Here is an 11876-nt window from a genome sequence, read left to right as displayed (position 1 = left end):
CCGGACAGGAAGCGCCATTTTGCCACCGTTACAGCAACATTATCTGGTTATCACCGCGCTGGGCACAGACCGGCCTGGTATTGTCAATACCTATTACCCGCCACGTCAGCAGCGGCGGCTGCAACATAGAAGATAGCCGCCTCGCCATGCTGGGTGAGGAATTTACCTTTAATTAATTATGCTGCTCTCAGGGGGCAGGAACGGCATCGCCCAGATAGAATCCACCCTGCCGCTGAAAGGTGCTGAACTGGATTTATTGATTGTGATGAAGCGCACCACGGCCCAGAAGCAGCTGGCAAATCCGACGACGGTGTGGGTGACGGTGGAGGTGGATGACTCCCTCCATCTTATTGAGCGCTATGCCGATTTATTTGATAGCCATCAGATGATGCTGGCGGAACTGGCGTCGATAAGCAAGACGGCGAGCGCGCAATCCCCCTCCCGGCTGACGCTCTCGATGACCGCACACGGTCCGGCCGGAGGTCAAGTTCTGCTGATTAAACAGAGGTTTCATCAACTCTGTACAGAACTGCATGCGCAAGGCAGTATTAGAGTTATCAATCATCCACAGCATTAGGAAAGAGACGGAGTATTGCAATGACGCCACTGAAAGCCGGTGATATAGCACCACAATTTAGCCTGCCCGATCAGGACGGTGAACTCATCAGCCTTCCCGACTTCCAGGGACAAAGAGTATTGGTCTACTTTTATCCCAAAGCGATGACGCCAGGCTGTACCGTGCAAGCGTGCAGGTTGCGCGATAATATGGACGGCCTGAAAAAGGCCGGGGTGGAGGTACTGGGCATCAGTACCGACAAACCCGAAAAGCTGTCCCGCTTCGCTGAAAAAGAGCTGTTGAATTTCACCTTGCTCTCCGATGAAGACCATCAGGTTGCCGGCCAGTTCGGCGTCTGGGGTGAGAAGAGCTTTATGGGCAAAACCTACGATGGCATTCACCGCATCAGTTTCCTGGTGGGTGTCGACGGCGCCATCGAGAAAGTGTTCGACGATTTCAAAACCAGCAATCACCACGATATCGTGCTGGCCTATCTGAAAAACGTTTGAACGCAGCCCGCGGCGTAGATTGACGTGCTCTCACGGCGGTGCGGGCGGCGACGCGGGATGACGGCCGGCCGCCGCCGGCAAAATGAGTCATCTATGGTTACTCGCTTGAAAAAAAGCCTTATCGCGCTGGTGCTGACCGCGTTGACCGGCACGTTCCCGGCGCACGCAGACGAGATTCAGGACAATCTGCCGGATATGGGGACCACCGCTGGCAGTACGCTAAGCATTGGTGAAGAGATGCAAATGGGAGACTATTTCGTGCGCCAGCTGCGCGGCGGCGCCCCGATTATCAACGATCCACTGCTTGATCAATACATCAAGCATCTGGGCGACACGCTGGTGGCCCATGCCAACTCGGTGCGTACCCCCTTTCATTTTTTCCTGTTGCGCAGCGACGAGCTCAATGCGTTTGCCTTTTTCGGCGGCAACGTGGTGCTGCATTCGGCGCTGTTCAACTATACCGACAACGAAAGCGAGCTGGCGTCGGGCATGGCCCATGAACTGTCCCATGTCACCCAGCGTCATCTGGCGCGCGCCATGGAGGAAAAGCGTCGCCGCGCCCCGCTGACCTGGGTCGGCGCGCTGGGCTCCATTCTGCTCACAATGGCCAATTCGCAGCTGGGCATGGCTGCGCTATCCGGCACCATCGCCGGCTCCGCGCAGGGCAACATTAGTTTCACCCAGGCCAACGAGCAAGAGGCGGATCGCATTGGTTTGCAGGTACTACAGCGGTCCGGTTTTAATCCCCAGGCGATGCCGAACTTCTTGCAAAAACTGGCGGATCAGAACCGATATTCCATCGCGCCGCCGGAAATGCTGCAAACCCACCCCTTGCCGCTATGCCGGCTAACGGATACCCGCAACCGCGCTAACCAGATGAAGCATATTGTTATCGACTCATCCCAGGACTTTTATCTGGCGAAGGCGCACATCCTGGGAATGTTCGGCTCCAGCGACAATCTGTTGCGCAACGATGTGCTCGAAGCCTGGAAAAAAGGCAACGCCCGCCAGCAGCTGGCCGCGCAGTACGGCCAGGCGATTTTGTTTTATCAGGAGAAAAAATACGACGACGCCAAACGCACGCTGCAGCCTTTGCTTAGCCGGCAACCGTCCAACATCTGGCTGGTGGATTTGATGACAGATATCGATCTGGCGCTGCAACAGGCGCCGCAGGCCATCACCCGCCTGGAAGCACTGGTACGCGGCAATGAGCGCGATGCCAACCCGGTGCTGCTGCTCAATCTCGCCAATGCTTACGTCGAGGGGCATCGCTATAGCGATGCCGTGCGAATCCTCAATCGCTATACTTTTTCCCATCTCGACGACACCAATGGCTGGGATTTACTGGCCCAGGCGGGCGCTGGTCAGGGTCTGGGCGATCAAGAACTGGCGGCGCGCGCCGAGCAGCTGTCGCTGATGGGACAGTTGGACCAGGCGGTACGGGCGTTAAGCGAAGCCAGCAGCCGGGTGAAACTGGGCAGTTTGCAGCAGGCACGCTATGACGCGCGCATCGATCAGCTCAGGCAGTTGCAGTTGCGCTTCGCGCAGTATGACAAAGGCGCGCGCCGATAGTTACTTACGCCGCAGGCAACCTGACCGGGCACGCGCTAACGCTTGGCAGAGTCTTTCGAGGCCAGCACCTGCACCAGTTTGGAAGAACGGTGAGACATGCCACCGCCTGGCGCCATACAGGCCCCGCCTTATGGCGCCGCTGGGCAAATTACCCGGCAGGCCATCCCGGGCGCAGGATGCAGCAGGCAGAATGCCACAGGCTGGATGCCAACAAGCAGAATGCAGGCGGCAGGCGGTAACGTAGGGAGAGTTCAGCGTCAGCCCTGCACGGAATAGGTAATGTAAGCCGCCCCCGCAGCGCTCATCTTGCCAATACAGGGTTAAAGCGTACCCCCTAAAGGTTCAGAATCGCTTTCACAAAAGGAATGGTCAGTTTGCGCTGGGCGCGGATAGAGGCATGGCCCAGCTGATCTAGCGTCGCCGATAAGGTGCGCATATCCCTTTCCAATCTTTTCAGCAAGAAACGGTTGACATCCTCCGGCAATTCAAAGCCGCGCAGTTTCGCCCGCATTTGCAATGCATAACCCTTCTCCTCATCGGAAAGCGACTGCAGGCGATAAATTTGCCCCCAATCCAGGCGCGAGGCCAAATCCGGCAAGCTGATATTCAATTGGCGGGGCGGGCAGTTGCCGCTGATGATAAGCCGGGTTGTGGGGTGGCAATCATTTCTGGACTCTTAAGTTAAACGATGGGTTAGCCGGAAGCCCTTTAATGGCGCGGCTTACAGAGATTTTACAGATTCTGGACTCGTCGCAAAAAAATGGACAAAAAATGATTTTTTTGCACTAAATTCTGGACTCGAATGACTGTGGTTTGAGCAGATTTAAAGGTAGTTTAAACGCCTTTTGGGCATCCATTAGATATATGTGAATTAGGTTAAAAAATTTTAGTAAATCATAAAAATAATGAAACGAGATAGATAATGGCCTAATCTTTATTTAGGCCGCTCCACTTTTCTTACAGTTTAAGCTTGCCACATCTTCTACTGCACACTCTTCAGATACCGCCCCTTTTTAGCTTCGTGTAGGGCTATCAGACGTTCTTTTTCTTCTTTTGGAAGTTGGAGTAACAGGCTATCTAAGTCATCTTTACGTCCTGATAACGCCAGAAGCCTCTCCCATAACCCCGGAACAAATCGAAATACGTGAGCTCAAGAAGAAGGTACAACGCATTGAAATGGAAAACGAAATATTAAAAAAGGCTACAGCGCTCTTGATGTCAGACTCCCTGAACAGTTCTCGTTAATCAAGAAACTCAGAGCGCATTATCCTGTGGCCACACTCTGCCACGTGTTCAGGGTTCATCGCAGCAGTTACAAATACTGGAAAAGTCGTCCTGACAGGCCAAACGGCAGGCGAACGGTATTGCGCAGTCAGGTTCATGAACTGCACAGTATCAGCCATGGTGCCGCTGGCGCGAGAAGTATCGCCACCATGACAACCCAGAGAGGCTTCAGGATGGGGCGCTGGCTCGCAGGCAGGCGCATGAAAGAGCTGGGGCTGGTCAGTTGTCAGCAGCCGACGCACAGGTATAAGCGTGGCGGTCAGGCGCATGTTGCGATCCCGAATTATCTTGAGCGCCAGTTCGCTGTAACGGAGCCAAAGCAGGTATGGTGCGGCGATGTGACGTATATCTGGACCGGGAAACGCTGGGCATACCTTGCGGTTGTTCTTGATCTGTTCGCGAGGAAACCGGTGGGCTGGTCTATATCGTTCTCCCCAGACAGCAGACTGACTATCAAAGCACTGGAAATGGTATGGGAAACGCGTGCTAAACCAGCCGGAGTGATGTTCCACAGCGATCAGGGTAGCCACTATACGAGCAGCCAGTTCCAACAGTTGCTGTGGCGTTACCGGATCAAACAAAGCATGAGTCGGTGGGGTAACTGCTGAGATAACAGTCCGATGGAGCGCTTCTTCAGAAGTCTGAAAAACGAGTGGATACCGGTAACGGGCTACATAAGCTTCAGCGAAGCAGCTTATGAAATTACCGACTATATCGTGGGATATTACAGCGCACTCAGGCCGCATGAATATAACGGTGGGTTGCCACCAAACGAATCAGAAAATAGATACTGGAAAAATTCTAACGCGGTGGCCAGTTTTAGTTGACCACTACAATCTCCGAAGGAGAGTAGCTGGAGAAGCTTGACGCCCGCCTTAGCTATAGATTTTGCATCGCTACACGATAGCGCTTTCATCAGCGCGATGGACAGTTTTTCGCCGCGGCAGATAATGGTGGCGTTGACGCTGTCAGGGCAATATTTTAGCAGCGAAATACCGTGCAACAGCTGCTTGAGCTGGGCGAATTCCTGCTCGACCACACTACGCAACGCCGCGTGATTAAACTCCGGCGGCGCGGCGGGCAAACCGTCTAAAAGTTGGCTAAAGATTTGTTCAGCGTCGAGGATGTCGGCGACGCGGATAAAACGTTCCGCGTTGGCGACAGAGGTACCGCCAAATTTCAGTACTCGCATTTTTGTTTCATCTCCTGAATTAAGCTTAAAAAAAAGCACGCACCTTGACAGTGCGGGCTTTTTTCTGGATTCCTGTATGCGTCAGCCCGCGGCGCTACCCGTGGTGGTATCGGTGGTGGTAATAATAATGGTGCTGTGGCTGAAGCGAGTACGCATGCCAGTGGGTGTTATCACTGTTTTTTGTTAACACCCTATTGGTTAAAGCAATTAGGCGCTAAAGCCAATGAATATCTGCTTTTGCCCGGCGGCGCGCAGTGCATGCCGTGGCGTTCAATATTGACATCCCGGCGCAGCAGGCACGCCGTAATGTTTACTAACTCCCAACTATCCAGCATGTGATGCTATCAATGAAAGATATCACGGCAGGTAACACCGTCAGAATTTGGCCGCCGATGATGCCCGCCACCGCGATACCGGCCTGCTCCCCAGCCTTACTCGCGCAACGCCCCTATGACGCGACCGGCAGCCGCTCGGCCGGGGCTATTTCTCCCCTCTCATCGCGCCGGGTTAACCAATATAAAATAATAATACATAAAGAGACATTAAAGTTATCTTAAAGGCCACGCTGTTAATCCCGTCCAGTAAAATGGCACGGGTGTTAGGGTATATTTTGATATACGTCAGCAAAATGATATTTTCTTGAGTGGTAAATTCGGTTGGCGCTGTTATATTATTGTTAATAAGGGTAAGCTATGCAGCATTTAAGCTTGAGAAATCAAGTCCTATATACAGGTATAGCGTCGTTGGTAACAAAGCGTTAATCACGATAGAGCACGTTGAAGTGCTTAGGCCCGAAGCCTTAAAGGATGCATTTTGTTCCTCCGCTATTGTTAAGGACGACAGCGGCTTGAGTACTTCCTCTTTCAATTATGTTGGTAATTTTAGGTAGCAAACATGCAGACCCCGCACATTCTTATCGTTGAAGACGAGTCAGTCACCCCTAATACCCTCAAAAGCATTTTTGAAGCTGAGGGCTATATGGTTCATGAAGCTACCGACGGCGCAGAGATGCACCGCGCGCTGTCGGAACATGATATTAATCTGGTTATCATGGATATCAACCTGCCGGGTAAAAATGGCTTGTTGCTGGCGCGAGAACTTCGGGAGCATGCCAGCGTCGCCCTGATGTTTCTTACCGGCCACGATAACGAGGTAGATAAAGTCCTCGGATTGGAAATTGGCGCCGACGATTATATTACCAAGCTATTCAACCCGCGCGAACTCACTATCCGTGCGCGCAATCTGCTGTCCCGCCATGAATCTGGGCGGCGCCCTTGAAGAGCGCAAGCTGGTGGAAAGCTACAAATTTAGCGGTTGGGCGCTCGATATTAATAGCTGTTCTTTGCTAAGTCCTCACAGCGAGAGCTATAAACTGCCCCCCAGCGAGTTTCGCGCCACGCTGCACTTTTGCGAAAATCCCGGCAAGATTTAATCGCGCGCCGAGCTGCTGAAGAAAATGACCGGCCATGAGCTGAAGGCCTACGACTGTACCGGTGACGTCACCATCCCTCGCATACGCAAGTATTTTGTATCCACGCCGGATACGGCGAAAGGTATCGTTTCTGCGGCGATTTAGAAGAGTAAGTTTTACCAATGGCGCCTTCCCCGCAAGGGGCGGGCGTTTGATTTCCCCCACCGGTAAACAATTCCGCGTCGCCCCGAACGGTTGCCGCCCGTTACCCCCGCTATCCCTCGACCGGCTCAGGCGCTCATCCTCGTTGCAAGCTGACGCGTTTTACTACCGGCCCCCGCCGGCTAGTGTGACGCCGCCTGAAACATGACGCCTGATAAAACAGTTACGGACGCTGTTCGCCCCAGGGAATAATCGGTACCGCACTCAGCGCATTTTTCGGCGAACCTTCCACCACCCGATCCGAATAGGACAGATAGACAAGCGCGTTACGTTTGGGATCATAAAAGCGGACCACCTGCAGGCGCTTAAATATCAGCGAGGTGCGTTTTTGAAACACCACGCTACCGTGTCGTTGGCCGTTTTTGATTTTATCGCTCAGGGTAATCGGCCGACCTGTTGACAAGAAACTGCCGCATCGGAGGTATCTTCCGCCAGGCCGAGGCCGCCGGTTTTGGCACGGCTGAGATAATAGGTCACGTTGGGGACACCGGGATCGTCAAACGCTTCCACCGCGATTTTGTGATCCGGGCCGAACAGCTTGAACACGGTGTCGACGGAGCCGACTTCCTCGGCCTGGGCCAGACCGAGGCTAAAGGTTCAACCTATCAGGGCGAAAACGATTTTTTTATTTATAGTCGTTGCATGATTTTCTGTAGTGCTTAGGGACCGCCGGCGCGAAGACGTCGGCAGGACTAGTTAATATCAACTGAAAATAATAAAATGATAAACCTTTGGCGACCTGTTAGCCAAATTATTGCTATCATGCGTCGACACTTTTCTAATGACGCCACCACCGCTTTCTGAGGATTCTTATGGATCAAGTCGGTATTATTCGTGACCTGTTAAGCTGGCTCGATAGCCATCTGGACCAGCCGCTATCGCTGGATAATGTCGCCGCCAAGGCCGGCTATTCCAAATGGCACCTGCAGCGTATGTTTAAAGAAGTGACTGGCCACGCCATCGGCGCTTATATTCGCGCGCGCAGGTTGTCCAAGGCCGCGGTGGCCCTGCGGCTGACCAGCCGGCCGATATTGGATATCGCGCTGCAATATCGTTTCGATTCTCAGCAGACGTTCACCCGCGCTTTCAAGAAGCAATTCGCCCAGACGCCGGCGCTGTATCCTCGCAAAGAGGAGTGGGATTCCGCCGGCATTAGACCGCCGTTTCGCCTGAAACACTTCGCGCTGCCGCAGGTGGAGTTCATCCGGCTGCCGGCGATGGAACTGGTCGGCGTTACGCAAAGCTATACCTGCACCCTTGAGCAGCTGAGCAGTTTCCGTACCGAGTTGCGCATCCATTTTTGGCGCCAGTATCTCGGCGAGGCCAAATGCCTGCCCCCCACCCTGTACGGACTGAACCATACCCGGCCCAGTCTGGAAAAGGATGACGAGCAGGAAGTGCTTTACACCACCGCCATCGAACCGCAGCATATGCCGGAAAATGTGCACGGCGGCGAGCCCTTCCATTTGGAAGGCGGTGAATATGCCCGCTTTATTTATCAGGGCCCGCCCCACGACCTGCAGGACTTTATCCTGGCGCTGGCCGGCACCTGCCTGCCGTCGCAAAGCCTGGTGCGCCGTAAGGAATGCGATATCGAACGCTTCTTTCCGCCGGAGCGCAAACCGGACGCGAAACTGCCGCACACGATCCGCTGCGAGTATTTGATTCCGGTACGGCGTTAACGCTGCAGCTCATCCAGGGCGGGCATATCCAGATGGAAGACATCGCCCACCGTTTCCACCACCCAACCGGGTGCCAGCCACAGGCTTTGCTGGTAATCCATGCGCGATAGGGAGCAGTTGCGCAGCCTGAGTCGGCGCGCGGCATAGGCCGGCAGCCCCAGAATGGTGCTTATCAAGCAGCCAAGGGCCATGCCGTGGCTGACCAGCAGCGGCGCGCTGCCCTCGGGCAGCGACAGGCAGCCGTTCAGGGCGGCATGCATACGCGTCGCCATTTCAGTCATCGACTCGCCACCGGGGATGCGGCCGCCTTCGGTGCCGTTGACCAATTGCCGACGCCAGTTTTCTTCCTCGTCGGTCAGGGTCGCGATATCGCGGGTTTCCAATACCCCCATATCCAGCTCGCGCAGCCGCGCATCGATCGTCATCGGACAACCGCAGCCGGCGGCGATGATCTCTGCGGTACGGCGTGTCCGGCCCAAATCGCTGCTGATAACATGGGTGATACCCAATGATTGGGCCCGTTCTGCGACCTGTTCCGCCTGGCGTTCACCCTTGGCGGTTAATGCACTGTCGGATTGCCCCTGAATACGGCGCAGCGCATTCCATTCAGTTTCGCCATGACGAACAAGATAAACCTGTAACATACTTTTTTCCGTTATACTGCGTGAAAGAGACGGGAGTTAACCAGATACTATGTACAATGTAATCGCTGCCACCCATAATCCGGTCAAGATTGACGCCATTCAGCACGCTTTTGACGATACGTTTGGTGCGGGCAATTGCCGAGTGGAGGGCATTGATGTTGACAGCGGCGAGCTGTCCCAGCCGATGGGCGATCATCAAACCCGCAGCGACGCGCGCAACCGGGTGATGGCCGCCTGCCAGGTCAATCCGGAGGCGGACTTCTGGGTCGGCGTCGAAGCCGGCGTGGAAGAGAATATGACCTTTGCCTGGATGGTGATTGAAAATGCACATCTGCGGGGTGAATCGCGCTCCGCCAGTTTAATGTTACCTAATAGTGTATTACAGGGAATCGCAGAAGGGCGAGAATTAGGTCATAAAATGGCACGATTAACCGGTATTGAGGACATAAAGCGCCGCGACGGGGCTATTAACGTCTTCACGGAAGACCGTCTGACGCGCGCTAGCGTATACCATCAAGCGCTATTACTGGCGTTGGTGCCTTTCCATAACGCTATCTTTCAGGAATTACGCCGACCGCGCAATTAGAGCGGCGTGTCCCGCAGTTGCTGTATGAGCCAGCGTTTCAGCTCCGGCGGCGCGGACTTCAGGTTGTTCGATCCTCGGGTTATCGTGGCGATACCGGTTCCAAGCTCATTTTTCAGCTCCCGCTGGCTGACATCGCCGGCCAGCAGGGTTTGAATGATGCGGATACGCGTCGCCAGCGCCTCGCGTTCGTCGGGGGTGAGCATCAGTTGCAAGAGCGGTACGTGCAGCTCGTCGTCATAGGCCTGGCCCAGCAGGCGGGCGAAGGTGCCCCAGTCCTCCTCCAGACGTTCGGCGACGCCGCCGGGGGTGGAAGATGTCGCGTTCATAAGCTACCGCAATACCATTGAACTAGTACAGTAGCTTATCATACTTTTTGCCGCTCAGTAGCGGCGCTGTTACTCGGCGTCAGTCAGCAGTTTCGCCGGCTGGCGCAGGCAGGAAGTAGCGGTAAAACACGTCATAGGCCAGCACATTTTTGACATAGCCGCGGGTTTCGGAAAATGGAATACTTTCGATAAAGGCGATGGCGTCGGCACGGCCGGCACTGACATTGAGCCAGGTGTTAACTCTGCCAGGTCCGGCGTTATAGGCGATACTGGCAAGGATGCGATTACGGCCGAACATCTGATAAACATACTCCAGGTAGGCCGTGCCGAGGGCAATATTGATTTGCGGATCCAACAGTTAGCCGGGTTGGGTGTAGTTCGCCATATTAAACATCTGCGCCGTATGCTGCGCGGTGGCAGGCATCAATTGCATCAGTCCGGCAGCGGCCCACCGGCGAACGCACTTTCGGATTCCAGGCACTTTCCTGGCGGGCGATGGCCATAGCGTAACTCTGGCTTATCCCTTTATCGTTAGTCGCCTGACGGAACGTTTGATGCCAGGCCAGCGGAAATCGTTCTTCCAAATGGTCCCACAGCTTGCCGCTGATCGTGGCCTGCACGCTTAAATCCGGCCATTGCTGTAAAAACGTATAGCGTGCCAGCTGCTCTTGTTCAGGCCGGCTACGGCTCACCACCAACGCGGCCCATTCGCTGCGCGCCAAATTGTCCATATTCCAATACATCAGCTCGCGCACCCTGGCGATAATAGCCGGCTCCCGCGCCAAGGCCGGATCCGGTGTTGCGGCGCGCGCCACAATCGGGATTAGGGAACGGGCGTTTTCCACATCGCTACGGGCCAGACGGGTGAAGGCTATCTGCGTCGCCTGGCGGGTCAAATCGGTGGGGCCGACGCTGCGGACGAAATCCGCCAGCGTCGCCGGGTTATTTTGTAGCGCCGCCAGCGCATTCCCCATGGTCTGGTATTCGGCAGGCAACTGTTTCGACAGGTAATTAACCAGGCCGGTCATTGCCCTCGTTCATCGCCATCCGGATCCGCTCCAGTGTCGCCAGCGGGCTGCGTTCGCCGGCCTGATCCCAGGCGCCAAACAACTTATTGCAGCTGTCCGGCAGAGAATGGCCGTTCAGCCAGATATCGCGCGCGCCGTTCCAGGCCTCCTGCGGCTTGCCGGTAGGCCATTTGGCATAATAATAATTACAGCGCGCCGCCATTGGTTTAGGCGGTTGGGGGCTGAAAGCCAACAGGCTATACCAGTCCTGGCGATTCGCCAGTTCGTTGACATAGCGCGCACGCAACGAACGTACCGGCGGCAGCGTCGTCGGGTAAGCCTCGGTAAAGGCATTGATTTGATCGGGACTGACCTGGGAGAGATCTTGCGAGAGCTGCCGGTATGCCAAATAGGGATACAGCGGGTAATCACGCAGCGTAGGCAGCAATTGCGCCACCACGTCCATCTGATGCGCGTCCCAAGCCTGCTTCACCTGCAGATAGCGCTGCCGCTGGGCATCAATGGAATCCGCCTGCGCCAGCACAGGCAGCGCCATCATCCCGATTACCGCTACCCACAACCGCCATTTGTCCACTTTGACCATCTCTACACATTCTCAGCTGATTACCCGTCCCATCGGGGGGACTTCGTTGCGCGCTTGACCGACCGGGTTCCGTTCACATGCTAGACACGCTGGCGAAATCGCGCCAGCCACATGTAAGAATTCAAATATTATTTATTAATGTTTTTAGTCTGCATGTAGTGGCACACTGAATTTGGCCACCTGAACAGAGGTGATATGCTCACCTCAGAACAACACGGGTGCACCAATGAAAAGAAAAAATTTTAGTCCTGAATTCAAACGCGAATCCGCTCAACTGGTTG

6 protein-coding genes, 7 pseudogenes and 1 other annotated feature are annotated in these 11876 nt (G+C 54.8%); of the genes and pseudogenes, 7 read left to right on the top strand and 6 right to left on the bottom strand.

Annotated features, from left to right (window positions below):
* Positions 1-19: 19 nt before the first annotated feature.
* The 3 genes and pseudogenes from ACTBDU_RS06905 to ACTBDU_RS06895 all read left to right on the top strand — a co-directional run bounded on the left by ACTBDU_RS06905 (position 20) and on the right by ACTBDU_RS06895 (position 2637).
* Positions 20-577 (top strand): annotated as a pseudogene (locus ACTBDU_RS06905) (glycine cleavage system transcriptional repressor).
* A gap of 20 nt (positions 578-597) precedes the next feature.
* The gene (gene bcp / locus ACTBDU_RS06900) at positions 598-1065 is read left to right on the top strand and encodes a thioredoxin-dependent thiol peroxidase (RefSeq protein ID WP_438805970.1); all 468 of its coding nucleotides are present in this window, start codon (positions 598-600) and stop codon (positions 1063-1065) included.
* A 93-nt stretch (positions 1066-1158) separates the two neighbouring features.
* Positions 1159-2637 (top strand): M48 family metalloprotease, encoded by a 1479-nt coding sequence (locus tag ACTBDU_RS06895; protein WP_438805992.1) that lies wholly within the window; start codon positions 1159-1161, stop codon positions 2635-2637.
* Positions 2638-2971: 334 nt separating this feature from the next.
* Here the strand turns inward: ACTBDU_RS06895 and ACTBDU_RS06890 are convergent.
* A pseudogene (locus tag ACTBDU_RS06890) lies at positions 2972-3286 on the bottom strand (HdaA/DnaA family protein); the annotation flags it as partial.
* A 452-nt stretch (positions 3287-3738) separates the two neighbouring features.
* Here ACTBDU_RS06890 and ACTBDU_RS06885 point away from each other — a divergent pair.
* Positions 3739-4748: pseudogene (locus ACTBDU_RS06885) on the top strand (IS3 family transposase); the annotation flags it as partial.
* A gap of 77 nt (positions 4749-4825) precedes the next feature.
* Here the strand turns inward: ACTBDU_RS06885 and thrA are convergent.
* Positions 4826-5113: pseudogene (gene thrA / locus ACTBDU_RS06880) on the bottom strand (bifunctional aspartate kinase/homoserine dehydrogenase I); the annotation flags it as partial.
* 26 nt (positions 5114-5139) lie between these two features.
* Positions 5140-5259 (bottom strand) — a sequence feature (Thr leader region).
* Positions 5260-6007: 748 nt separating this feature from the next.
* Here thrA and arcA point away from each other — a divergent pair.
* Positions 6008-6697, top strand: a pseudogene (arcA, locus tag ACTBDU_RS06875) (two-component system response regulator ArcA).
* Positions 6698-6909: 212 nt separating this feature from the next.
* Here the strand turns inward: arcA and creA are convergent.
* Positions 6910-7328, bottom strand: a pseudogene (creA, locus tag ACTBDU_RS06870) (protein CreA).
* Positions 7329-7558: 230 nt separating this feature from the next.
* Here creA and robA point away from each other — a divergent pair.
* A complete protein-coding gene (gene robA, locus ACTBDU_RS06865; protein ID WP_438805969.1) occupies positions 7559-8428 on the top strand; it encodes an MDR efflux pump AcrAB transcriptional activator RobA in 870 nt (289 codons plus the stop codon).
* On the opposite strand, the gene gpmB is transcribed toward robA, so the two are convergent.
* Positions 8425-9072 carry a 2,3-diphosphoglycerate-dependent phosphoglycerate mutase GpmB gene (gpmB, locus tag ACTBDU_RS06860; RefSeq protein ID WP_438805968.1) on the bottom strand — a complete coding sequence of 216 codons (648 nt, stop codon included), beginning with the start codon at positions 9070-9072 and terminating at the stop codon, positions 8425-8427. The two genes, robA and gpmB, sit on opposite strands and share 4 nt — an antisense overlap.
* Before the next feature lie 49 nt (positions 9073-9121).
* Here gpmB and yjjX point away from each other — a divergent pair, with 49 nt between their 5' ends.
* A complete protein-coding gene (gene yjjX, locus ACTBDU_RS06855) occupies positions 9122-9658 on the top strand; it encodes an inosine/xanthosine triphosphatase (RefSeq protein WP_438805967.1) in 537 nt (178 codons plus the stop codon).
* Here yjjX and trpR read toward each other — a convergent pair.
* Both trpR and ACTBDU_RS06845 read right to left on the bottom strand, forming a co-directional pair.
* Positions 9655-9984 carry a trp operon repressor gene (gene trpR / locus ACTBDU_RS06850; protein ID WP_438805966.1) on the bottom strand — a complete coding sequence of 110 codons (330 nt, stop codon included), beginning with the start codon at positions 9982-9984 and terminating at the stop codon, positions 9655-9657. The two genes, yjjX and trpR, sit on opposite strands and share 4 nt — an antisense overlap.
* Positions 9985-10063: 79 nt before the next feature.
* Positions 10064-11586: pseudogene (locus ACTBDU_RS06845) on the bottom strand (transglycosylase SLT domain-containing protein).
* Positions 11587-11876 lie beyond the last annotated feature (290 nt).

This window comes from Sodalis sp. (in: enterobacteria) (assembly GCF_051710625.1).
Classification (GTDB): Bacteria; Pseudomonadota; Gammaproteobacteria; order Enterobacterales; family Enterobacteriaceae; genus JBPESN01.
This window is presented reverse-complemented; position numbering and strand designations above follow the sequence as displayed.

Bases quoted from the DNA above. Each gene is read 5' to 3' on its own strand.
- ACTBDU_RS06895 (WP_438805992.1), top strand. From the start codon at position 1,159: ATGGTTACTCGCTTGAAAAAAAGCCTTATCGCGCTGGTGCTGACCGCG.
- yjjX (WP_438805967.1), top strand. From the start codon at position 9,122: ATGTACAATGTAATCGCTGCCACCCATAATCCGGTCAAGATTGACGCC.
- bcp (WP_438805970.1), top strand. From the start codon at position 598: ATGACGCCACTGAAAGCCGGTGATATAGCACCACAATTTAGCCTGCCC.
- robA (WP_438805969.1), top strand. From the start codon at position 7,559: ATGGATCAAGTCGGTATTATTCGTGACCTGTTAAGCTGGCTCGATAGC.
- trpR (WP_438805966.1), bottom strand. From the start codon at position 9,984: ATGAACGCGACATCTTCCACCCCCGGCGGCGTCGCCGAACGTCTGGAG.
- gpmB (WP_438805968.1), bottom strand. From the start codon at position 9,072: ATGTTACAGGTTTATCTTGTTCGTCATGGCGAAACTGAATGGAATGCG.